Raw genomic sequence first — 23,082 nt, forward strand, 5'->3', positions numbered from 1 at the left:
CATCATGAACATCGCCATTCCGGTCTACGACGGCGTCGACATGCTTGACGTCGCCGGGCCGTTCGAGATGTTCGACTGGGCGGGTTTCGAGGTCGATCTCGTCGCCGCCGAGCCGGGCCTGAAAAAGTTTCGCGGCCGGGGATTTCCGTTTCAGGTGACGAAGACCTTTGCTGAAGCGGTCCAGTATGACGCGGTCTGGGTGCCCGGCGGTGATCCGAACGCGCTCGCTGGCATCATCGATGATCCAGAGCGGGTCTATGTCAGCTTTCTGACGGCGCAGGCGGACGGCGCGAAATACATGTGCTCGGTGTGCGAGGGCGCGATGCTGCTCGCCGCATCCGGTCTGCTCGACTTCCATTGGGCCACGACGCACTGGGCGTTCCTCGCCTGCTTCCCGTCGCTGTTTCCGAACGTGAAGGTCGCACAAGGCCATCCCCGCTTCGTCCTCGACGGACGACGCCTGACCGGAGGCGGGATTTCGGCGGGGCTCGATGAGGCCTTGATGCTGATCTCCCTGCTCGCCGGCACCGAGCTCGCGCGTGAGGTTCAGCAGAACACCCAATACTATCCGGACCCGCCGGTTCACAGCGCAATTCCGCCGACCCCGGCGCAATGTCCGGTTCCGGCTGCAGCGCTGGGGTGCGGGTCGCGCGTCACGCCGCGATGACGATGCCGCAGCGGCGACGTTGAAGCCGGGAGCATCCGGATTGAGACTGCAGTGTTGGTCCTGAGCATGCCGCCGGGTCTCGGCTGGTCGCACCGATCAGGTGGCGTGCAAATTAGTCGCAATCCGAGCTGTCGCGCTCGACGAGCGACTATTTGCGTTAGTGTGTCCGGTTCTGAAACAAACGACGTGCTCGGTCGCGATCTTTGAAGTTCCATTTCATTGACCGGACGACGTGCGGCGCTGATATTCGTAGCCGTCATCCCTCAATCAGGACTCGCCGACATGAGAACGAGAACCGCAGCCCGCCGCCTGGTGCACAAGCGCCTCGCCGGACGCTGCTTCTCTGCGGCGACCGGGGCCTGTTGCTGATCACTGCAGCCGAACTCGACGCCTTCACGACATCTGCAGATCAGACAGGAGCGCCGCACGAGCGGCGAACGAACAATCATGCCGACTGCCTATGTCATCGAGGTCTACAACCGCACCGCCGGCATCGTCACGGCCGACGAGCGCGGCTTCAGCTTCTTCTCCTCCGAGCGCGCCTTCGACAGCCTGGAGGGACAATCCTTCGCCTCCGCGCGCGAGGCCGAACGTGCCGCGCGCGCCCTCGTCACGGCGGGCGGCGGACGCATCCGGCGCGGATCCATCTGAGGTTGCCATTCTCCAAAGGAAAACAGCTCATGAGCTTCTACAGGGACTTCAACGACAAGCTCGCCATCCAGGCCTGGAACGGCGCCAGGCGCGAACCGTATCACACCATCGAGGTGCGGCAGATCGGTCCGACCGCCGGCGCGGAGATCGGCGGCGTCGATCTCTCCAAGGAGGTGTCGGATGAGCAGTTCGCGGAGATCCGCCGCGCGCTCGACGAAAATCTCGCGATCGTGTTCCGCGATCAGGACATCTCGAAAGACGACCACAAGCGCTTTGCGCGCCGCTTCGGCAAGTCGCTGCACCGGCACGAACTGGCGGCAAGCCGCTTCCGCCATGACGGCCCATTCGATCCCGAATTCCTGTCGTGGAAGACCGATGCGAATTCGCGCTTCACCGCCGGCGACGGCTGGCACCCCGACGTCTCCTGCGATCCAAGCCCGATCGCGGTCTCGCTGCTGCGTGTGACCAGGACCCCGCCGCTCGGCGGCGACACCGCCTTCGCCAACATGTATCTCGCCTACGAATTCCTGTCGGACCCGATCAAGCAGCTGCTCGATGGCCTGACGGCGATCCACGACGGATCACTGGCGTGGACCGCCGGCTACGGCGCCAAGCCCGATCCGGGCAAGACCTATCCGCAGTCGGAGCATCCGGTGGTCGTCACCCATCCGCGCACCGGCCGCAAGTTCCTCTACGTCAATGCGTCCTTCACCTCGCACATCGTGCAGCTGACGCGGCGGGAGAGCGATGCGCTGCTGCAGTTGCTGTTCCGGCACGTCGAAGGCCAGCTGGCGCTGCAGACCCGGGTGCAGTGGCGGCCCAACTCGCTGCTGGTATGGGATAATTGGGCGAGCCAGCACCACGCGGTCTGGGACTATTATCCCGAGGAGCGCTGGGGCGAGCGCGTCTCGGTGGTCACGGGCGAGATCCCGCAGGCGCGGCTCGGGCTCAGCGAGGCGGCGGAGTAGGGCCGGGCGGGATGCAGAGGCGAAGGTCTTCCGGCCTCCGCTTCTGCAAGTGTCAGTCTGCGCGGACGTGAACGATGAGGAGGCGAGAGGTCACCTCGTCGGCAAACTCGGTCGTACGATCATGATAGAGCGCTGCCTCGTGAGCGGTCGCTGGGCGGAGCGCGAGGCGGTCGCCGCGCTCCGGATGCCTGAGCCCGCAGAAGGCGTCGATCGCCCGCAGCAGCCCGGGTGAGCGGACGATGCTCTGAGCCGTGTCGGGATCATCGGCGGCGAACACGAAAGCGGGCTGCGAGCCGAACTGAAGCGTAAAGACCTGCGGACAGGCGGCTGACATGGTGCGTCGTTGTAGTCGTCGGGTTGCCGGATTGAAGCTCGTCGCCGCGGATGCAGGACGAGATCTGGCACGAAGTGTAGAGACATCGCCCATGCCGTCAACGAAACGGAAGGCACGATTTTCATGCGCTTCGTGCAAGAACTGTTCTGCGCGAGACACGATGACGGACAGCCGAGTCGGCGCGGCGGCGGGCAGGCTGCGGTTCGCGTCGGGGGAATGCCAGCCATGTCCTGTCGCGGGAGAGCCATCGAGCAGAACAGTTTGATCGGCAAGGCGTGCCATAGCGACAGGCATGTGCTCTGCCGAGCGGCGATCAGAGCGGAACTTTTGCTATTTTTGCCGCCGGCTTGTCGCAGCCGGTGGGGCCCATCAACATGGATGCAATCGCATGAAAGTGTCCGGAGACATCCATGAGCCTGGTCGAGAGAAAGATCGAGTCGCTGCCCTTCGTTCTCGCCGAGCTGAACTATCTGGCGCCGACCCCCGCCAAGCCCCGCACCTACGCGTTCGATCCGCCGCCGGGTGAGCCGAAATCGACGGCGCTGCCCGAGCCGCATCAGGTCGCCGTGTTCAACGGCCGGCCGATCGCGTCATCGTTCTCGCTCGATCGCGAGGGCTTTGCCCTGGTGCGCCACCCGACCTTCGTGCGCGACTTCACCAATGAGAAGGAGATCCGCAACGTCTATTATCCGGCGGCCGAGGCGTTCCTTCGGGCGACGTTGCGCGCCGATCGCGTCGTGATCTTCGATCATACCGTGCGCAAGCGCGTGCCCGGCGCCGCCGATCTCCGTGACGGTGGACCGCGCCAGCCGGCGACGCGGGTGCATGTCGATCAGACCGCGGCCTCCGGCATCAACCGCGTGCGCGAGCATCTCGGCGATGAGGCCGAGGCGCTGCTGCGCGGACGTGTGCAGGTGATCAATCTGTGGCGGCCGATCATCGGCCCGCTGCGCGATACGCCGCTCGCGATGTGCGATGGGACGACGGTGGCCCCGGATGATCTCGTCGCCTCCGACCTGATCTATCCGAACCGCAACGGCGAAATCTACTCGGTGAAGTACAATCCGGCGCATCTCTGGTTCTATGTCCCGGACATGACTCCCGACGAGGCGCTGCTGCTGAAATGCTACGATTCCGCGACCGACGGGCGCACGCGGTTCGGGCCGCATACGGCCTTCGTCGACCCCACGACGCCCGCCGATGCGCCGCCCCGCGAGAGCATCGAATTGCGGACGCTGGTGTTTCACCACGATTGACGGCGCGCGCCGGAGGATGACGTTCCACTGCGCGTCGTCCTCCGAGAAGCTTCGTCCAAGTTGAAGGGGTTTTCTGAAATTGCATCAAGGCTGATCGCGGGCGATGGTGACGCAAACGCGTGCGCTGCAGCACACGAAGCCAAGGTCATCCCAGGTCACCCCATGAATGCCCATCCATCCCTCGCCATCGCCGAGCCGATCCGGCCCGCCGAGCCCATCGTGCCCGCGGGTGTCGTCGCCGAGCCCATGGTCCGCTTCGAAGGACTGTCGAAGATCTACCCGGCCTATCGCGACAAGCCCGGGGTCGAGGCGCTCATGGACATCGACTTCGCGATCGCGCGCGGCTCCATCGCCGGCGTGATCGGACGCTCCGGCGCCGGCAAATCGAGCCTCGTCAGGTTGATCAACGGGCTGGAGAAGCCGACCGCGGGCCGCGTCGTCGTCGACGGCCAGGATATCTCGGTCTTGCGCGGCCAGCCGCTGCGGCTGGCACAGCGCTCGATCGGCATGATCTTCCAGCACTTCAACCTGCTGTCGTCACGCACCGCAGCCGACAACATCGCACTGCCGCTCGAGATCGCCGGCTGGTCGAAGGCCGACATCAGGACGCGTGTCTCCGAGCTGCTCGAGCTGGTCGACATCGCCGACAAGCATGACCGCTATCCGTCGGAATTGTCCGGCGGGCAGAAGCAGCGCATCGGCATCGCGCGCGCGCTGTCGACGCGGCCCAACGTACTGCTGTCGGATGAAGCGACGTCGGCGCTGGATCCGCAGACGACGCGGGCGATTCTGGATCTGCTCGCCAACATCAATCGCGAGCTCGGTGTCACCATCATTCTGATCACCCACGAGATGTCGGTGGTTCGCCAGCTCGCCAAGGAGGTCGTCGTGATCGATGGCGGCCGCGTCGTCGAGCGCGGCCATGTCGCCGACATCTTCACTCATCCGAAGCACCCGACCACGCAGACGTTCCTGTCCGAGGTGCTCGGCGATGCCGTGCCGGTATCGCTGGCGAGCCGGCTGGTGCAGGAGCCTGTGCCGATCGGACAGGCCGTGATCCGCGTCCAGGTGCGCGGTTCGGACGCCGGCGACACCCTGGTGGCGCGGCTGTCGCGCGAGCTGTCGATCGACGTCGCGCTGCTGTCGGCGCGCATCGACGAGATCGGCGGCCAGCAGGTCGGATCGCTGATCCTGGGCATTCCAGGCGGCGAGGCCTCTGCACGCCAGACCCTGGCCTATCTCTCACAGCATCACTTCGCAGCGGAGCGCCTCGGCTATGTCGCCTGAGCTCATCAACCTGATCATCCAGGCCACCGGCGAGAGCCTGTTCATGGTGTCGACCGCCGCGCTGGTCGCAACCGCGCTCGGGCTGCCGCTCGGCATCTTCCTGGCGACCAGCCGCAAGGGTGAGCTGTTCGCAGCCCCGGCGGTCAATGGAATCCTCGGCGTCGTGGTCAACGCCACGCGCTCGACGCCCTTCATCATCCTGGTCGTTGCCATCATCCCGTTCACGCGCCTCGTCGCCGGCACCTCAATCGGCTCGGGGGCTGCGATCGTGCCGCTGACGGTGGCGGCGACACCGTTCATCGCGCGGCTCGTCGAGGCGGCGATCCGTGAGGTCGATGGCGGCCTGATCGAGACGGCGTCCTCGTTCGGCGCGACGCCGCTGCAGATCGTGTTCAAGGTGCTGATTCCGGAGGCGCTGCCGGGCCTCGTGCTGGCGCTGACGCTCGCCGTGGTCAGCCTGCTCGGCTACTCCGCGATGGTCGGCGCCGTCGGCGGCGGCGGTCTCGGCGATCTCGGCATCCGCTACGGCTATCAGCGCTTCATGCCGGAGATGATGCTGGCGGTGGTCGTCGTGCTGATCGCGCTGGTGCAGACGGTGCAGACAGTCGGCGATCATCTGGCGCGCCGGCTCAATCGGCGGCTGCGGCAGCGCTGAATCCTCGTGTTTGAGGGCTGCGGAGATGTTTTCGGCTGAGGTGACGGAACAGGGCTCGCTGGCATTGCCGGTGAGCCGCGATCTTTGAAAAGATCATCTCGCATCGATCGTTCTACCATGACGGCAGTGAGCTGATCGCGCGGATATGCGCGGCCGCTCGATTGCACGAGGTGAACGACCATGAACACGATCATCGAAAAACCGAGAAAATTTGCGCTCGTCGAGCGCGAGCCCGCCGCGAGCTTCGAGGCGGAGCGGCTGCATCGCAAGCAGCGCCTTGCCGCGACCTTCCGCCTGTTTGCCCGCTACGGCTTCGATCAGGGCCTCGCGGGACACGTCACGGTGCGGGATCCGGAATTCCCCGACCGGTTCTGGATCAATCCGCTGTCCGCGCATTTCAGCCAGATCAAGGTCTCCGACCTGCAGCTGGTGGATCACGACGGCAACATCCTGATCGGCAACAAGCCGATCAACCAGGCCGGCTTCGTCATCCACTCCGCGATCCACGCCGCGCATCCGCAGGTGATCGCCGCCGCGCATACCCATTCGACCTATGGCAAGGCGTTCTCCGCGCTCGGCCGGCTGCTCGATCCGCTGACCCAGGATTCCTGCGCCTTCTACGAGGATCACGTGCTGTTCGACCCCTTCACCGGCGTCGTGCTCGATGCCGACGAGGGCAAGAAGATCGCAGCAGCGCTCGGCACCAGGAAGGCCGCGATCCTGCAGAATCACGGCCTGCTGACGGTCGGCCCGACCATCGAGGCGGCCGCGTGGTGGTATATCGCGATGGACAATGCCGCGCGCACCCAATTGCTCGCCGAGGCGGCCGGTCCGACCAAGCCGATCCCGCACGAGATCGCCAAGCTCACCGCGGGCCAGGTTGGCACCCACAAGGGCGGCTATTTCAGTTTCCAGCCGCTGTGGGACTGGATCACGGCACAGGAGCCGGACCTGTTCAACTGAGCGAGCGCCCATGGCCCGTAGCCCGCATGAGCGTCAGCGACATGCGGGTTCTGCTCCACAGTTCGCAGGGCGATCGCGTTTGAACATCGTAGTTTTGTGCTCGTCTCTCTCCACGTCGTCATGGCCGGGCCTGTCCCGGCCATCCACGTCGTTCGGCATGCTGGGGACGACGTGGATGCCCGGGACAAGCCCGGGCATGACGGAGCAAACTAATGAGCTGGATTGTTGGTGGCGATACCACCGATCATTATATGAGGTTGCCCTGCCACGGCTCGTGTGACCCCGGATGTCGCTGCTCTCATACGGGCTACAGGTCTAGAGAATGAATCGATCGGAAATGGTGAGAAGAAAGAACATTTGTACGCGTTGATCTCTTTCGAGAGCGCGTCCGTTGCTTTGTTCGCAGCTGCGATTGCAGCCCGGCCGGTGCAGCGCTAGTGAGCGACGAAACTTGGTTGTTTCGTTGGAGACTTGAATGCGCCTTCCCATTGTTTCCATGGCTGCCCTGGCGTCGCTGATCCTGCCCGCACGAGCCGAAACCATCCGCGTCGGCGTGACCGCCGGGCCGCATGCCGAAATCATCGACGTCGTGAAGAAGGTCGCCGCGGAGCGCGGGCTCGACATCAAGGTCGTCGAGTTCACCGACTATGTGATCCCGAACCAGGCGCTGGCGCTGAAGGATCTCGAGGCGAACTCGTTCCAGCACGAGCCCTATCTGAAGAACCAGATTTCCAAGACCGGCTGGAAGATCGTCAAGGTCGCCACCACCATCGCGTCGCCCCAGGGCGTCTATTCGCAGAAATACAAGTCGCTCGCCGAGCTTCCGGAAGGGGCCAAGGTCGCGATTGCCAATGATCCTTCGAACGGCGCGCGCGGGCTGATGATCCTGGCGCTGCACGGCGTGATCAAGCTGAAGGATCCGAGCAACGTGGCCTCGACGGTCGTCGACATCATCGACAATCCGAAGAAGCTGAAATTCGTCGAGCTCGATGCAGCCCAGCTGCCGCGCGCGCTGGCCGACGTCGACCTGGTCTCGATCAACAACAACTACGCCGTCCAGGCCGGACTCAACCCCGCCAAGGATGCGATCGCGCGTGAGAATGCCGAGGGGCCGTGGGTCAACATCCTCGCGGTGCGCGAGGAGGACAAGGACAAGCCCTGGTCAAGCAGCTGATCGAGGCCTATCAGTCCGAGCCGGTCAAGGCGTTCCTGGAGACCCGTTTCAAGGGCACCTACATCGCGACCTGGTGATCGGGAGCCGCGGCCAGCGCCGGTGCATCGATCGGCGGCACCACGATCGGACGGGCCTGTGACAGCCTGTCGGCGAGACCGGCGCATTGGCTCCTGATGTCCGGGATCGCGATGATCTCCCAGAACGCGGCGCGCGTCAGCGGGCCGATCGCGAACAGGCGCTGTGAGGGCGTGCCGTCGGCGCCGACGACGGCACAATCGGCCGCGACCTCGATACCGATCCGCAAGGGATCGCAGCGCGCCAGCCCCTGATCGAACAGGCTGCGGACGGCGGGATTGGCGGTGGCGCGGGGATCCCTCACGATTCCCGTGCAGTCGATCACCGCGCCGACCTCGAGCGTCTCGATCTCGCTGCGGCCGCGCCGGCGATAATGCGCCCGTCCACCGTCGGTGCCGCCGTCGATCTTGACCAGCTTGGCTGCAGTGATGCGCAACTGGCCATCCGAGATCGCCTGCGCGATGCGCTGTTCGACCTCCGGGGCCATGCGGTGCCGATGGACGTCCCACCAGGCCCGCGCATGCTCCAGGAAGCTGCGCTTGGAGGCCTGCGGCAACTCGTGCCACAGCCGGTGACTGAACGGCCTGATGGCGTCGATGACGCCGCGCCAGTCGCCACCATCGGCGACATGCGTGGCAATGCGCGCACGGAACCAGCGCAGCAGCGTGCTGGCGCCAGCGCCGAACGGAACTTCATCCTCGCTGATCTTGCACGGCGCGATCCGCCGATGCCCCTTGGCCATCAGGCCGCGGCGCGACATCGCGACGATCGGGCCGCGATGGCCGGCGCGCAGCAGCGACAGCACGTAGTCGGCCATCGTCAGGCCGGTGCCGAGGATCAGCACGGTGGCGTCCTGGCTGAAGCCGGGAACGGAAGGCGAGATCCAGGGATCGGCATGCCACGCCGAGCGCGGAACCGCGGCATCGTGGCCGGTCGCGAGCACGGCGACGTCGCCGTGCTGGCGCGTTCCGTCGGCGAGGCTGACGGTCACGCCGCTACGGCCCTCGCTGACGGCCACGCATTCGCCGCGAATGATGGTGAGGCGGCGCGCGCCGTCCTCCTTCGCCAGGAGTGGTGCAATCAGGCTGGCGATGTAGTCGCCATAGAGGCGGCGGGGCACGAAGCAGAACGGATCGGGACAGAGCGTCAATCCGTGCTGGTGCGATGAGAGCCAGCGCCAGAAATGGTCGGGATCGTCGGGCAACGCGCTCATGTTGGCGGCACGCACGTTGAGAAGGTGATCGGCATTGCCCGTATGGTAGGCAAGTCCGCGGCCGACTTCCGAGCGCTTCTCGATCATTGTGACGCGGACGTCGGAGTCGGGGTGTTGCAGGAGCTGATAGGCCAGAAGGACGCCGGAGGCTCCACCGCCGACGATGATCATGTGTCGTTCTGGAAAACGGCTCATCCGAGGACGCCTTTTCTCTCGAGCGCAGACGCTGCGTAACGTTCGTATCCTACCACGTAAAAGATCGTTCGCCGCTGGAAAGACGAATATTCTATTTGTTGGTGAGTTCCGATCGTTGCTGTTCCAGAAAATCCAGATTGTTGTCACGAGTGTGTCGTCATCAGCGTCAGGACGATAGAATTATTATACGCGTAGGTCCGTACCGCCAGCGGCCGGGAGCGGCCGGCCCGCGCGAGCGAAATCTTCTCCGATGGCGGACCGCAGCGAGAACACATCCGTCGAAAATCGCGCAACTCTGAAATTGCCAGGGACGATGCCGTGGATGAGCATGACGGCTCGCGTGCGTCGTTCGCGCGCGCTCTCGGAGCTTGAAACATGGTTGCGCGCGCGATGGCCGCATGCACTCGTCTGCGGACGGCCCATCAGGTGTCACGGTGACGGTGATTGTGTCCGACGCATCGTCACTCGCATTGTCCCTCACGGCCGACGTGCTCGTCATCGGCGGCGGCATGGCCGGCGCATGGGCGGCGGTCTCCGCTGCGCGCGCCGGGGCGCGTGTGATCCTGGCCGACAAGGGCTATTGCGGCACCAGCGGCGTCACGGCGGCCGCGGGACCCGGTCACTGGTGGGTGCCGCCGCACGCACGCGAGCAGGCCGTGGCGCAGCGCGTTGCCGCGGGTCTCGGCCTCGGCGAGGCCGCGTGGATGCATGCCATCATCGAGGAAACCTGGCGCTCGCTGCCGACGCTGGCCGGACGCTATGCGTTCGGCATCGACGACGAGGGACGTACGAACTACCGGGCCGTGCGCGGCCCCGAATACATGCGGGCGCTGCGCGCTTTCGCGCGCGACCATGGCGTCACCATTCTCGACCATTCGCCGGTGCTGGAGCTGCTCGCCCGCAGCGACGGATCGATCGGCGGCGCCCGCGGCCTGCGCCGCCAGGATGGCGACCGCGTCTATCAGATCGCGGCCGGGGCGACCGTGCTCGCCGCGGGCGGCACCAGCTTTCTGTCGCATCTGCTGGGGTCCCGCACCAATACCGGCGACGGCTATCTGATGGCCGCCGAAGCCGGAGCCGACCTCTCCGGCATGGAGTTCACCGCGGCCTATACGATCGCGCCGGCGCATTCGACCATGACGCGCAGCATGGCCTATTCCTTTGCGACCTACTACGATTCCGACGGTCGCGAGCTCGACCTGCCGTTCGGGCCGCAGCAGACGATGGGGCTCGCGAAGGCGCTGCAGGCGGGACCGGTGTTCTGCTCGCTGCATCGCTTGCCGGACGACATCAAGGCCCGGCTGCACACGATCTCGCCGAACGTGCCGCTGGTGTTCGACCGCTGGGGCATCGATCCCTTCGGCGATCGCTTCGAGGTCACGCTGCACAATGATGGCACGATCCGCGGCCTTGGCGGCGTGCGCGTCGACGATGTCGATGGCCGGACCGCCGTGCCAGGCCTGTTCGTCGCCGGCGACAACGCCTCGCGCGAGAAGGTCGCCGGCGCGATCTCCGGCGGCGGCAACGTCAATTCGGCCTGGGCGCTGACATCGGGCATCCGGGCCGGGCAAGCTGCTGCGCAGCTCGCACGTGCCGTCGGTGGGTCCGCCGCCACATTGACGCCGCTCGGACAGGCCGGCCTGCGGCCGAAGGTCCGCACGCGCGCGCTCGACATCGACGCGATCAGGGCCGGCGTCCGTGATGAGATGCATCCGTTCGAGAAGGTGCTGTTCCGGAAGGAATCGACGCTGGCCGCCTCGCAGCGCGCGCTCGACGGCCTCTGGCGTGAGATCGCCGATCATGCGGCCGGCGATCTCCTGCGATCGCGCGAGACGGCAGCCCTGGTGGCGAGCGCGCGCTGGTCGGTTGCGACCGCGCGCCAGCGCACCGAGAGCAGGGGACTGCATCACCGGATCGATCATCCTCAGCTTGATCCGCAATTGGCCGTAAGGCTGCTCAGCAGCGGCTTCGACCGTATCGTCGTGACCGCGGAGGGGCAACGCGCGTCGGCGGCCTCGCGCGCGCTGGAAGCCGCATCATGATCGAGCTCATCCTTGCCGATCGCTGCACCGAGTGCGGCGCCTGTGTCGAGGTCTGTCCGACCAACGTGATCGCGCGCGCGGTGGCGGGGCCGCCGCTCCTGGCGCGGGTCGAGGATTGCCAGACCTGCTTTCTGTGCGAGCTGTATTGCCGCGCGGACGCCATCTACGTCGCGCCCGATTGCGACCGCCGTGTCGCGATCACGCCTGAGCAGGCGGTGGCCTCGGGGCGCCTGGGTCAATATCGCAAACATTCCGGCTGGGACGAATGGGCCGGCCAATATCCCAACGAGCAGTGGCTGATGGAAACGGTGTTTCGCCGCGCCGGCGAAGCCGCGCGCCCAGCCGAGGCTGACGACAAGAGGACGACATGACGATCATCACCCACCGGCCGGGAGCCCTGGTCGGCCTCGACGGCTTTCCGGGACCTTTAGACCGGCCGGACAGCCCGTTGTCGCAAGCCCTGCAGCAGCCGCTGCTGCTCGGCCTGTTCCTGCCCATCCAGGCCGGCGGCTGGAGCGCGTCGACCTTGCCGCGGACGACGTCCTGGCATTTCGACTACAACCGCGACCTGGTGCTGGCGGCGGAGCATCTCGGCTTCGATCTGGTGTTCGCGCTGTCGCAATGGCTGCCCAAGGGCGGCTATGGCGGCGTCTTCACCGGCGAGGCGCTGGACTCCTTCATGACCACGGCGGCGCTGACGAGCTTGACCCGGCGCATCATCCTGGTCTCGACCATCCACGTGCTCTACGGTCCCTTGCATCCGCTGCATCTCGCCAAATATGGCGCCACGCTCGACCACATCTCCGGCGGGCGCTGGGGCATCAACGTCGTGACCGGTCATCGCGCCGCCGAGCACGAGGCGTTCGGCTGGAGCCGGATCGATCATGACCGCCGCTACGAACTCGCCGCCGAGTTTCTCGAGGTGCTGCAGCGGCTGTGGAGCGACACCGAGAACTACTCGTTCGCCGGCCAGTCATCCTGGAAGCTCAACAATGCCTTCGTGACGCCGAAGCCGCGCTTCGGCCGGCCGGTGCTGGTCAATGCCACCGGCTCCGACGCCGGCATTGCCTTCGCCGCGCGCTACTCCGACATCGTCTTCATCACCAGCCCGGCGGGCTCCAGCTTCGAGAGTGCGATTCCCGCGCTGCCGGCGCACACCGCCCGGGTCAAGCAGGCGGCGCGCGAGATCGGCCGCGAGGTGCGGACGCTGCTCAATCCGATGGTGATCTGCCGCGAGACCGAGCGCGAGACCTGGGCCTATCACGACGCGATCGTCGCCCATGCCGATCCGGTCGGCGACTTCCACAAGCTCGACAGCGACGCCCATGCCTGGCGCGGCCGCGTCGGCGTCGATGCGCCGAAGCGGCGCGCGATCGGCGGCAACATCGAGGTGATCGGCACGCCCGAGCAGGTGGTCGAGCAGTTCGTGCAGCTCAAGAAGGCCGGTGTCGATGGCCTGCAGCTGTCGTTCTACGACTTCAAGCCGGACCTCGATTTCTTCGGCCGCCGCGTGCTGCCGCTGATGGAGCAGGCCGGCCTGCGCAGGCCGGTGATCGAGACGGCCGGCGCGGCGCAGGCCGCCGAATAGCCGATCAACAGAGGATGAGAGCCATGATGTCCACGCGAAGGCATTTCTCGATCGGGCTGGCCACTGCGCTGAGCTTCGGACTGCTCGGCCTGGCACAGGCCGCAGCGGAGCCATTGACGGTGCGCATCGGCTTTGCCTCCGTCGGGGCCGACAACCGCCAGTTCTCCGGCGGGTCCGCGGCGGCGATCGCCCATGCCGAGCACTATGTCGAGCAGGAACTGCGCGACCTGCCGGACGTCAAGATCGAGTGGTCGTTCTTCAAGGGGGCAGGTCCTGCGGTCAACGAGGCCTTCGCCAACAACCAGCTCGACTTCGCCTTGCAGGGCGATCTGCCGCAGATCATCGGCCGCGCCAATGGGCTGAAGACGAAGATCCTGCTGGCGGCCGGCGCGCATGCGCCGATCTATCTCGCCGTGCCGAAGGACTCGCCGATCCGCAAGGTCGCTGATCTCCGGGGGCGAAAGGTATCGATCTTCCGCGGCACCAACAATCATCTCGCCGCCGTGAAGGTGCTGGCCGGCTATGGCCTGCAGGAGAAGGACGTCCAGGTCATCAACATGGACACCGCGACGACCAACGCGGCCCTGACCTCGCGCGACATCGACGCGGCGTTCGGCAATTTCCCGCTCGCCAGCCTCGTCGAGAAGAACATCGCCGAGATCATCTACACGACCAAGGGCGACAACCCGGCCTATGAGCGGCACTCGACCCTGATCGGGCAGGAGGCCTTCATCGCGGCCCATCCGGACGTCACGCAGAAGATCGTGTCGGCTCTGGTGCGCGCGGCGCGCTGGTCGTCGGACGAGGCCAACCGCGAGGCGTTCTTCGAGATCTCGGCGCGATCCGGCTTCCCGGCTTCGGGTTATCGCTTCGACTTCAAGGACCAGGAGCTGAAATATCGCAACTCGCCGCTCATCGATGCCTCGATCATCGAGAGCTATCGGGTCCAGGCGCGGCAGGCCAAGGAGTTCGGCCTGCTCCGCCGCAACGTCGAGATCGACGGCTGGTTCGAGCGCTCGTTTCTCGACAGGGCGTTGAAGGAGCAGGGGCTGGTCGGCTACTGGCAGGAGTTGGGCGCCGACGGCAAGCCGCTGGCGTCCGGCCAATGAGCATTGCGGTCGACCACGCTGACCGGGTCGCGGAGACGACGGACTCCCGCGGCCGGCTGGAGGTGCGCGGCGTCTCCAAGACCTTCACTGTCAATGGCGCGCCGATCGCAGCCCTCAACGACGTTTCGCTGACGGTGGCGCCGGGCGAGTTCGTGGCGCTGCTGGGGCCGAGCGGCTGCGGCAAGTCCACGCTGCTGCGGCTGATCGCCGGGCTCGACCGCGACTACACCGGCCGCATCGTGCAGGACGGCAACGCGGTGACCGGCACGAGCCTCGAGCGCGGCATTGTGTTTCAGGAGCCGCGGCTGTTTCCCTGGGCCACCGTCCGCCAGAACATCGCGCTCGGACTGAAGAATGCGCCGATCAGCGAGGCCGGGAAGCGCGAGGCTGTCGCGGCGCATATCGCGCTGGTCGGTCTCGATGGGTTTGCCGAAGCCTATCCGCACCAGCTGTCCGGCGGCATGGCGCAGCGCGCGGCGATCGCGCGCGGGCTGGTCAACCGGCCGCGCCTGCTGCTGCTCGACGAGCCGTTCGGCGCGCTCGATGCGCTGACGCGGGCGCGGCTGCAGACCGAGCTGCAGCGCATCTGGGCGCATGAGAAGATCACGATGATCCTGGTGACCCACGACGTCGACGAGGCGGTGTTCCTCGGCGATCGCGTCGTCGTGCTCGCGCCGCGTCCCGGCCGGATCTCGCGGATCTTCGATGTCGCGGCCGCGCGGCCGCGCGCGCGCAGCGACGATGCGCTGATCCGGCTCCGTAACGAGGTGCTGCGCACGCTCGAGCATGACGGCGCGGATGACGGCAAAGCGGGTCAGAGCAACCGGAGTGGCGCATGAGCGAGACGATTCTCGAGACGGATCTGGGCCCGGCGCGCGCATTCGCCGCGCGCGGGTGGCGCGAATGGTCCGGCAACGGACTCGTCTCAGGCGCGATCATGCGGGCAAAGGCGGCGGCCTGGCTGCTGATCGTCCCGGCGATTGCGCTGCCGGTCTGGATCATCGGCAACGAGCGCGGCTGGCTGGCCGAGCAGATCCTGCCGCGGCCGGCCGACGTGCTGCACACCCTCAATGAGATGCTCGCGAGCGGCGAGCTGGCGCAGCATGCCGGCATCAGCCTGCTGCGCGTCCTGCTCGGTTTTGCCGTCGGCGCGGGGGCGGGCCTCGTGCTCGGTGCGGCGATGGGCCTGTCGCGGCGGGTCGACGATCACGTGCGGCCGCTGTTCACGGCGATCGCGCAGGTGCCGGCCTTAGCCTGGATTCCGCTGGCGATGCTGCTGCTCGGCATCGGCGAGACCTTGAAGATCGTCGTCATCGCCAAGGCCGCCTTCGTGCCGGTGGCGATGAACACCAGCGCCGGAATCGCCAATGTGCCCCGCGCGCTGGTCGAGGTCGGCGAGACCTTCCGCTTCACACCGCTGCAGATGCTGCGCCATGTCGTGCTGCCGGGCGCGGTGCCGCCGATCTTCACCGGGCTGCGCTATGGGCTCACCCACGCCTGGATCGCGCTGGTCAGCGTCGAGCTGCTCGCCTCGTCCGAGGGGCTCGGCTATCTCCTGGTCTGGGGCCGGCAGATGTTCTGGCTCGACACGGTGCTGGTCGCGATGCTCGTGATCGGCGTCATCGGCTTTGTCAGCGACTGGCTGCTCGCGGGCGTCGAGGCGCGGCTGCAGCGGTGGCGCACCGATGGCGTCTGAGACCACCGCCACGTCATCGGCCGCGATCGGTCTCCGGCGCGGGCTGGTGCTGCCGCTGCTGCTGCTGGTGGCCTGGGAGGCCGGCAGCCATTCCGGCCTCGTCAATCCTCAGTTCCTGCCGCCGCTGGAGAAGGTCGGCCAGGTTGCCTGGCAGGAGCTTGCGAATGGCGAGCTGCCTTACGCACTGGCGGCGAGCCTGAAGCGTGATCTGCTCGGCTTCGCGCTCGGCGCCGGGTTCGGTACCGTCGTCGGCCTCCTGCTCGGTCTCTCCAGGATCGCCGACCGGATCTTCACGACGTGGTTCAACGGTCTCAAGCAGATCGCGCTGCTCGCATGGATTCCGCTGATCTCGCTGTGGTTCGGCTTCGACGAGGCGGCCAAGGTGGTGTTCATCGCGCTGGCCGCGGCGATCCCGGTGATCCTCAACACCGTCGAAGGCGTTCGCTCCACGTCGACCAAGCTGAGGGAGGTCGGCGAGGTCTTCAGGTTCAGCCCGCTGCAGCTGGTGTGGTCGCTGTATCTGCCGGCGGCCACCCCCTCGATGCTGACGGGGCTGCATCTCGGCCTGATCTATGCATGGCTTGCGACCATCGGCGCCGAATATTTCATGGCCGCCGGGCCCGGCATCGGCGGCCTGATCATCTCCGGGCGCGAGCGCTTCGAGATGGCGCTGGTGATGCTGGGGATTGTCGTCGTCGGCCTGGTCGGCTTTGTTGTGGACCGAAGCGCGACCTGGGTCGAGCACCGGCTGGTGCGTTGGCGCACGGCCTGACTGAGATGACTGAGATGAGGGAGTAGGAATGACGATCATCGAGACGAGGACATCCGCCGCCGCGGACGACGGCCTCACGGCGGCGCTGCGCAAGCGCTATGGGGCGCATGTACCTGGCATCGCGCCCGGTGCCGACGACATCCTCGGCCTTCTGCTGGCGCATCGCTCGATCCGCAGCTACCGGCCCGATCCGGTGCCGCCGCATACGGTGGAGACGCTGGTGGCTGCGGCGCAATCGGCTGCGTCATCCTCGAACCTGCAGACCTGGAGCGTGGTGGCGGTGGAGGATGCCGGGCGCAAGCAGCGCCTGTCGGAGTTCGCCGGCAACCAGAAGCACATCCGAGAGGCGCCGCTGTTCCTGGTCTGGCTCGCCGATCTGTCGCGGGCGGAGCGGCTGGCGCGGCGCGAAGGGCGCTCCGACGAGGGCATCCATTTCCTGGAGACGCTGTTCGTCGCAATCATCGACGCGGCCCTCGCAGCCCAGAATGCCGTGGTCGCGCTGGAAGCGCTCGGGCTCGGCTCAGTCTATATCGGCGCGATCCGCAACCGGCCGGAAGCCGTCGCCGCGGAGCTCGGCCTGCCGCCGAACGTGCTGGCCGTCTTCGGCCTGTGCGTGGGTTATGCTGATCTCACCGCCGGCGAGGACGTCAAGCCGCGGCTGCGCCAGGGCGTGATCCTGCATCGGGAGCGCTATGCGCCGACCGACGAGATCCACGGCATCGCGGCCTATGACGAGACGCTGCGCGATTTCCAGGCCAGCCAAGGTGTGTCGCCGGTCGGCTGGCGCGAGACCGTGCTCAACCGGCTCGGCTCGGCCAAGGCGCTCAATGGCCGCGATAAGCTGGCTGATGCGTTGCGTGCACTGGGGTTCGGCTTGAAGTAGCAGCCTGGCGCCTGCGTTGTTCTCACGATGACACCGCGCGCCGATGGTCCTTTTCTTCGGCGCGCCAAGTTTGAAAGCCAATTCTGCAGGCTTGCGTATAGCCTTCGTCGACCGTCGCGATCCCGTCTGGTCATGTTGTCGCGCAAATGCGAACACGACAATGCCGGACTGCGGCGTACGACATCGCAACGCATCCGGAGCCTGCCCATGGCCAGCGTCCATTCAGTTTCGAGCTCAACGCCGCCCTCGCGGTCGATCCCGTCATCCGACGTCGTCCGGCTGTCGGCCCGGATCGGCGCCGAGATCCGCAATGTGAGATTGTCGGGTGACCTACCCAACGATCTGGTCAAGGAGATCAACGATCTCTTGCTGCAGCATCGCGTCGTCTTCTTTCGCGGCCAGGATCATCTCGACGATGCCGGGCAGGAGCGCTTCGCCAAGCGGCTCGGCGATCTCGTTCCGCATCCGACGGTCGGCGCCATCAAGGGCACGGCATCGATCCTGGAGCTCGATTCGGCCCGCGGCGGCGGCCGTGCCGACTCCTGGCACACCGATGTCACCTTCGTCGACGCCTATCCCAGGGCCGCGGTGCTGCGCGGCGTCGTGATCCCCGAATTCGGCGGTGACACGATCTGGTCGAACACGGCGGCCGCCTATCAGGATCTGCCGGCGCCGCTGCAGCGGCTGGCGGACGAGCTGTGGGCCGTCCACAGCAACGCCTATGACTACGCCGCGACGCGCAGCCGGGCGACGGACGCGGATCGCAAGCATTTCGACGAGGTCTTCACCGGCACGGTCTACGAGACCGAGCACCCCGTCGTGCGCGTGCATCCGGAGACCGGCGAGCGCACGCTGCTGCTCGGCCATTTCGTGCAGCGCTTTGCCGGCATCCGCAAGGCCGACGGCCAGAAGCTGTTCGATCTGTTCCAGTCCTACATCACGGCGCCGGAGAACACCGTGCGCTGGCGCTGGAAGACCGGCGACATCGCGATCTGGGACAACCGGGCGACCCAGCACATCGCTGTCAACGACTATGGCGATCAGCACCGCATCGTGCGGCGGGCGACGATCGATGGCGACGTTCCGGTCGGCGTCGACGGCCGCACCAGCGTGACCCGGGTCAAGGCGCCGAAGGCGGTCGGCCGGGCGGCGTGAGCTTGCAAGATGGATGATGCGAGCGGCGGCCCGCGACACGCGCGGGCCGCCGTTTCGATTCGGTGGTCACTTCATGTAGTCGGGCAGGGTGAAGCCGTCATAGAAGCGGTCTGCGAGAATCGCGGACTTGAAGCCGGGCGATTTGTAGCCTTCCACGATATCCTTTGCCCAGCCGGTCTCGGCGTTGTCGCGCTTCACGGCCACGACGTTGATATAGGGCGTCGTCATCTTCTCCAGCGCGAAGGCGTTGGTCAGCTTCAGGCCGCTGAAGATTGCGAAATTGCCCTGGACGGCGGCGAAGTCGACGTCGTCGAGGGCACGCGGCGCCTGCGCCGCTTCGAGCGGCACGATCTTGATGCCGCCGGGATTCTTGATGACATCGAGCTCGGAGACGTCGACCGGCTTGGAGTCGCGGATCTCGATCAAGCCGAGGTCGCGCAGGATCCACAGCGCCCGCTGCAAATTGACCGGATCGTTGGGCACCGCGATCTTGGCGCCGGCGCCGATCTTGGTGCCGAGCGGGTGCTTCTTGGAATAGAGACCCATCGGCGGCGTCGGCACGTGCACGATGCCGACGAGGTCGGTCTTCTGCCGCTCGTTGTAGGAGTTCAGGAACACGGTGTGCTGCATGACGTTGGCGTCGATCTCGCCCTTGAACACCGCATTGTTGGCCTCGAGGCCGGTCGAGAATTCGACGTAGCGGATCTGGTAGCCCTTCTTCGCCAGTTCGGGCGCGACGCCGATCTTGAACTCGTCGATATAGGGGCCGGGGACGAAGCCGACTTTCAGCTCCTTCTTATCAGGCGCCTGCGCCAAGGTGCTGCTGCCGGCGATGATCGAGAGGGCAGAGGCGGCGAGCAGGCGGAGGACGCGTGAACGGGTCATGATATGCATGGGACTTCCAAAGCTTGGACAAACGAAAGGCGGCGCAGACGCCTCGTGAGGCTCCCGCGCCGCCTGTGACACGGATCTCAGGCGATCGCCTGGACCGGATGGCTGTAGCTGCTGGCCGGCCGCTCCAGGCCGTAATGCTCACGCAGGGTCTTGCCCGTATACTCCTCGCGGAACAGGCCGCGCTTGCGCAGGATCGGTACGACGTGCTCGGCGAACAGGTCGAAGCCGCCAGGCAGCCAGGGCGGCATCACGTTGAAGCCGTCGGCTGCACCGTTCTCGAACCAGGTCTGGATGTTGTCGGCGATCTTTTCCGGCGTGCCCGCGATCACCCAATGGCCGCGTGCGCCGGCAAGGCGCTGGATCAGCTGCCGGATGGTCGGCTGCTCGCGGTCGACGATGTCGACCACCAGCTTGAAGCGGCTGGCGACGCCGCGCGCGCCATCGGTTTCGATCAGATGGCGCGGGAACGGGCCGTCGAGATCGAAGCCGGAGAGGTCCAGCCCGAGCATCTGGCGCAGCTGCACCAGCGAGTAGTCCGGCTGGATCAGGTCGTTGAACTCCTCCTGCAGCCGGTCGGCCTCGGCCTGCGTCGAGCCGATGAACGGGCTGATGCCCGGCAGGATCTTGACGTGGTCAGGATTGCGGTCGAGCGCACGCGCCTGGCGCTTGATGTCGGCGTAGAACTCCTGCGCGCTGGCAAGCGTCTGGTGGGCGGTGAAGATGGCTTCCGCAAAGCGCGCGGCAAAGGCGCGGCCGTCCTCGGACGAGCCTGCCTGCACATAGACCGGCCGCCCCTGCGGCGAGCGCGGCACGTTCAGCGGTCCGCGCACCCGGAAATACTTGCCGACATGATTGAGCGCATGGACCTTGTCGGTATCGGCGAAGATGCCGGAGGCGGGATCATTGACGACGGCGTCATCCTCCCAGCTGTCCCACAGCGCGGTCACGACATCGAGGAACTCCTTCGCCCGCTCATAGCGCTCGTGATGCGGCGGATGCTCGGGCAGGCCGAAATTCTGCGCGGCCTGCGGTGCACTCGTCGTGACGATGTTCCAGCCGGCGCGGCCGCCGCTGAGATGATCGAGCGAGGCGAACAGCCGCGCCAGATTGTACGGCTCGTGATAGGTGGTCGACGCGGTGCCGATCAGGCCGATGTGGCTGGTGGCCGCCGCGATCGCCGACAGCCAGGTGGTCGGCTCGAAGCGGAAGCGCTGCGCGTAGCGCACGTTGTCGGCGAGGGCAGGTCCATCGGCGAAGAAGATGGCGTCGAACTTACAGTGCTCGGCCGTGCGCGCCAGCTGCTGATAATAGCTGATGTCGAGTGCCCGGCTCGCGGCCGAGCCCTTGTAACGCCAGGCGGCCTCGTGATGGCCGCCGGGATAGATGAAGAGGTTGAGGTTGAGTTGGCGGCGCTGGCTCATGGGGCGCTCGGGTCCTGGCTCGAGAGATTGGTCCGTGACGGAAGAAGGCGACACGCTAGTCCGGCTTGCGGGCGAAGGCGTAGCGCAGGTAGCGGGCGAGCCTCAGTCCCTGCGGCGTCCGATGCGCCTCGACCAGCTCTGCGAAGGCCGCGCGGATCTTCTTGCCCTCGGCATAGGAGAAGCCGTCGAGGAAATTGCCGAAGGCACTGCTCTCCGACCAGCCGAGCAGTTCGTCGGCGCTGCCATGGGTCTCGACCAGCGTGCGCAGCTCGCTGTGGTAGCCGGTGAAACCGGCCTGTTCGAACAGCGCGCGCAACTCGTCTTCGGTCGCGGCGTGAACGCCGTGGGCGCTCAGCCGCTCGGGATCGAGGCCCGCCTCGGCCACCGCGCGCCGCAGCAGAACCCGGGATTCGTGCGGCGCCGTCGGGTCCTGGATGGTCAGGCCGATGCGGCCGCCGGGCCGCAGCGCGCGATATGCCTGCGCGAAGACCGTGCGCTTGTCGGCGATCCAGTGCAGCACGCTGTTGAAGTAGATGACGTCGAACTCGCCGGCGGCGAAGCGCGAGAGATCCTCGGCGCGGCCTGTCTCGAATGCGAGGTTGGTTGACTGGCGCAGGCGCGCGATGGCGATACGGCTGTCGAGCGGATCGATACCGACGACGTGGCCGCTGGGTCCGACCAGATGCGCGGCAAACTCGGCCAGCCGGCCCGTGCCGGTGCCGACGTCGAGCACGCGCTCGCCGGACTTCAGGGCCAGCGGCTCGAGCAGCAGCTTGCCGTGGTTGAACTGGATGACGCCGAACTGCTCATAAGTGCGGGCGAGCTCTGGCGTATCCTGGTGAAGGCTGATCACGGCGAGTGGGTCTGACATCGCGATATCCGTCCGAACGCTGCAGCCGCCGAGGAAACGTTGGCTGCCGAATGCGAAAATCTAGCGTCGAAGCCCCGATCCTGTCGATGAAATGGATTTGCGTTGTTGTCCGCGACGCGAGCATGAATGCGCCGCATATCAGGATCGGAAGAGACGCATTTTGATCGGTTTGATGGGAGGCCGCCAAGCCGCTCATCTGCCGGAACCGTCGTCCCCGACGAGAATGGTCAGGACTTCTGCAGGTTCGGCCCTCCGACCTTGTTGCGCAGGGTTGCCTGGGTCACGACGCTGTTCGGCGGCACCTCATGGGTCAGCCAGACATTGCCGCCGATCGTCGATCCGCGCCCGATCGTGATGCGGCCAAGGATGGTGGCGCCGGCATAGATGACGACGTCGTCTTCGACGATCGGATGCCGGGCGTCGCCCTTGATCAGCGTGCCGTCCTCTTCGGTGGGAAAATGACGCGCGCCGAGCGTGACGGCCTGATAGATCCGGACATTGTCGCCGATGATCGCGGTCTCGCCGATGACGACGCCGGTGCCGTGATCGATGAAGAAGCCCGATCCGATCTGCGCGCCCGGATGGATGTCGATGCCAGTGCGGGCATGGGCGATCTCGGCGATCAGCCGGGCCACGAGGCGCGCGCCGTGCCCGTAGAGCAAATGGGCGAGCCGGTGATGGATGATCGCGGTCATGCCGGGATAGCCGATCAGGATCTCCGGAAAGCTCTTGGCGGCGGGATCGCCGACGAACGCCGCCCGGAGATCGCTGATCAGGACGCCGCGAAGCAGCGGCAGCCCGGCGGCGAAACTGCGCGTCAGTTCGATCGCCTCCGCCTGGCGATAGCCCGGAACAAGCTCGTCGCCGACGAATAGGGCGGCGCGGTGGAGCTGATCCGACAACAGATCGAGCCCGATGCTGAGCCGGTGTCCGACGAAATAGTCTATGTTCTCGCCGTCGAGATCGTGCTGGCCGTAGTGCCGCGGGAACAGGGCTTCCGTCAGCGCCGAGACCACCTCGGCGAGCTTCTCGCGCGAGGGCGGCCGGTGGATCACACCGTCCTTGCGGATGCTGTGGGTCTCCTCCCGGGACACCCTGAGCTCCGCAACCAGGCGATCAAGGTCCCAGCGACCATGGGGTGACGGCCGCGTCGTGGAAACCGTGTCAGCCGGATGTCCGGGCGTCATGCGCTCGATCCCCCATCATCTGCGCT

22 protein-coding genes and 1 pseudogene are annotated in these 23,082 nt (G+C 66.3%); 17 read left to right on the forward strand and 6 right to left on the reverse strand.

What is annotated here, in order from left to right; all coding sequences use genetic code 11:
- Positions 1–4: 4 nt before the first annotated feature.
- The 3 genes from QQL87_RS24650 (at position 5) to QQL87_RS24660 (ending at position 2,286) form a co-directional block, all read left to right on the forward strand.
- On the forward strand, positions 5–667 hold the full coding sequence (locus QQL87_RS24650; RefSeq protein ID WP_284421354.1) for a DJ-1/PfpI family protein: 663 nt from the start codon (positions 5–7) through the stop codon (positions 665–667).
- Positions 668–1,114: 447 nt separating this feature from the next.
- Entirely contained in the window at positions 1,115–1,318 is a 204-nt protein-coding gene (locus tag QQL87_RS24655; protein ID WP_284421355.1) for a hypothetical protein, read from the forward strand.
- 29 nt (positions 1,319–1,347) lie between these two features.
- Positions 1,348–2,286, forward strand: a complete 939-nt coding sequence (locus tag QQL87_RS24660) for a TauD/TfdA dioxygenase family protein (RefSeq protein ID WP_284421357.1) — start codon at positions 1,348–1,350, stop codon at positions 2,284–2,286.
- 52 nt (positions 2,287–2,338) lie between these two features.
- Here the strand turns inward: QQL87_RS24660 and QQL87_RS24665 are convergent, their stop codons facing one another.
- Positions 2,339–2,914, reverse strand: a complete 576-nt coding sequence (locus QQL87_RS24665) for a hypothetical protein (protein ID WP_284421358.1) — start codon at positions 2,912–2,914, stop codon at positions 2,339–2,341.
- Positions 2,915–3,030: 116 nt separating this feature from the next.
- Between QQL87_RS24665 and QQL87_RS24670 the strand changes: the two genes are divergently transcribed.
- The 5 genes and pseudogenes from QQL87_RS24670 (at position 3,031) to QQL87_RS24690 (ending at position 8,032) form a co-directional block, all read left to right on the forward strand.
- The gene (locus tag QQL87_RS24670; protein WP_284421359.1) at positions 3,031–3,876 is read left to right on the forward strand and encodes a CmcJ/NvfI family oxidoreductase; all 846 of its coding nucleotides are present in this window, start codon (positions 3,031–3,033) and stop codon (positions 3,874–3,876) included.
- Between the two features lie 162 nt (positions 3,877–4,038).
- A complete protein-coding gene (locus QQL87_RS24675; protein ID WP_284421360.1) occupies positions 4,039–5,163 on the forward strand; it encodes a methionine ABC transporter ATP-binding protein in 1,125 nt (374 codons plus the stop codon).
- On the forward strand, positions 5,153–5,818 hold the full coding sequence (locus tag QQL87_RS24680) for a methionine ABC transporter permease (RefSeq protein WP_284421361.1): 666 nt from the start codon (positions 5,153–5,155) through the stop codon (positions 5,816–5,818). The genes QQL87_RS24675 and QQL87_RS24680 overlap by 11 nt, the downstream gene beginning before the upstream one ends.
- Before the next feature lie 180 nt (positions 5,819–5,998).
- Positions 5,999–6,781 carry a class II aldolase/adducin family protein gene (locus QQL87_RS24685; protein ID WP_284421362.1) on the forward strand — a complete coding sequence of 261 codons (783 nt, stop codon included), beginning with the start codon at positions 5,999–6,001 and terminating at the stop codon, positions 6,779–6,781.
- Positions 6,782–7,256: 475 nt separating this feature from the next.
- Positions 7,257–8,032 (forward strand): annotated as a pseudogene (locus QQL87_RS24690) (MetQ/NlpA family ABC transporter substrate-binding protein).
- On the opposite strand, the gene QQL87_RS24695 reads toward QQL87_RS24690, so the two are convergent.
- A complete protein-coding gene (locus QQL87_RS24695; RefSeq protein ID WP_284421363.1) occupies positions 8,014–9,438 on the reverse strand; it encodes an FAD/NAD(P)-binding protein in 1,425 nt (474 codons plus the stop codon). The pseudogene QQL87_RS24690 and the gene QQL87_RS24695 sit on opposite strands and share 19 nt — an antisense overlap.
- Before the next feature lie 398 nt (positions 9,439–9,836).
- On the opposite strand from QQL87_RS24695, the gene QQL87_RS24700 reads away from it, so the two are divergent.
- The 9 genes from QQL87_RS24700 to QQL87_RS24740 all read left to right on the forward strand — a co-directional run bounded on the left by QQL87_RS24700 (position 9,837) and on the right by QQL87_RS24740 (position 18,683).
- Positions 9,837–11,480: an FAD-dependent oxidoreductase gene (locus QQL87_RS24700; RefSeq protein WP_284421364.1), complete on the forward strand. Its 1,644-nt coding sequence runs from the start codon at positions 9,837–9,839 to the stop codon at positions 11,478–11,480.
- Positions 11,477–11,851: a 4Fe-4S dicluster domain-containing protein gene (locus QQL87_RS24705; protein WP_284421365.1), complete on the forward strand. Its 375-nt coding sequence runs from the start codon at positions 11,477–11,479 to the stop codon at positions 11,849–11,851. The genes QQL87_RS24700 and QQL87_RS24705 overlap by 4 nt, the downstream gene beginning before the upstream one ends.
- On the forward strand, positions 11,848–13,068 hold the full coding sequence (locus tag QQL87_RS24710; RefSeq protein ID WP_284421366.1) for an LLM class flavin-dependent oxidoreductase: 1,221 nt from the start codon (positions 11,848–11,850) through the stop codon (positions 13,066–13,068). The genes QQL87_RS24705 and QQL87_RS24710 overlap by 4 nt, the downstream gene beginning before the upstream one ends.
- A 23-nt stretch (positions 13,069–13,091) precedes the next feature.
- Positions 13,092–14,177, forward strand: a complete 1,086-nt coding sequence (locus tag QQL87_RS24715) for an ABC transporter substrate-binding protein (RefSeq protein ID WP_284421367.1) — start codon at positions 13,092–13,094, stop codon at positions 14,175–14,177.
- A complete protein-coding gene (locus QQL87_RS24720) occupies positions 14,174–15,016 on the forward strand; it encodes an ABC transporter ATP-binding protein (RefSeq protein WP_284421368.1) in 843 nt (280 codons plus the stop codon). Before QQL87_RS24715 ends, QQL87_RS24720 begins: the two co-directional genes overlap by 4 nt.
- Positions 15,013–15,873: an ABC transporter permease gene (locus QQL87_RS24725; protein ID WP_284421369.1), complete on the forward strand. Its 861-nt coding sequence runs from the start codon at positions 15,013–15,015 to the stop codon at positions 15,871–15,873. The genes QQL87_RS24720 and QQL87_RS24725 overlap by 4 nt, the downstream gene beginning before the upstream one ends.
- Entirely contained in the window at positions 15,863–16,645 is a 783-nt protein-coding gene (locus QQL87_RS24730; RefSeq protein ID WP_284421370.1) for an ABC transporter permease, read from the forward strand. The genes QQL87_RS24725 and QQL87_RS24730 overlap by 11 nt, the downstream gene beginning before the upstream one ends.
- A gap of 28 nt (positions 16,646–16,673) precedes the next feature.
- Positions 16,674–17,528 (forward strand): NADPH-dependent oxidoreductase, encoded by an 855-nt coding sequence (locus tag QQL87_RS24735; protein WP_284421372.1) that lies wholly within the window; start codon positions 16,674–16,676, stop codon positions 17,526–17,528.
- A 207-nt stretch (positions 17,529–17,735) separates the two neighbouring features.
- A complete protein-coding gene (locus tag QQL87_RS24740) occupies positions 17,736–18,683 on the forward strand; it encodes a TauD/TfdA dioxygenase family protein (RefSeq protein WP_284421374.1) in 948 nt (315 codons plus the stop codon).
- 66 nt (positions 18,684–18,749) lie between these two features.
- On the opposite strand, the gene QQL87_RS24745 is transcribed toward QQL87_RS24740, so the two are convergent.
- From QQL87_RS24745 to epsC, 4 genes are all read right to left on the reverse strand, one after another.
- Positions 18,750–19,577: a MetQ/NlpA family ABC transporter substrate-binding protein gene (locus QQL87_RS24745; protein ID WP_284421375.1), complete on the reverse strand. Its 828-nt coding sequence runs from the start codon at positions 19,575–19,577 to the stop codon at positions 18,750–18,752.
- Positions 19,578–19,654: 77 nt separating this feature from the next.
- Positions 19,655–20,998, reverse strand: a complete 1,344-nt coding sequence (locus tag QQL87_RS24750) for an LLM class flavin-dependent oxidoreductase (protein ID WP_284421376.1) — start codon at positions 20,996–20,998, stop codon at positions 19,655–19,657.
- Positions 20,999–21,053: 55 nt separating this feature from the next.
- Positions 21,054–21,869 carry a class I SAM-dependent methyltransferase gene (locus tag QQL87_RS24755; protein ID WP_284421377.1) on the reverse strand — a complete coding sequence of 272 codons (816 nt, stop codon included), beginning with the start codon at positions 21,867–21,869 and terminating at the stop codon, positions 21,054–21,056.
- A 227-nt stretch (positions 21,870–22,096) separates the two neighbouring features.
- Positions 22,097–23,056, reverse strand: coding sequence for a serine O-acetyltransferase EpsC (gene epsC, locus QQL87_RS24760; protein WP_284421378.1), 960 nt, complete (start codon positions 23,054–23,056; stop codon positions 22,097–22,099).
- Positions 23,057–23,082: the final 26 nt, after the last annotated feature.

The sequence above is a fragment of the Bradyrhizobium sp. SSBR45G genome (assembly GCF_030159255.1).
Lineage (GTDB): Bacteria > Pseudomonadota > Alphaproteobacteria > Rhizobiales > Xanthobacteraceae > Bradyrhizobium.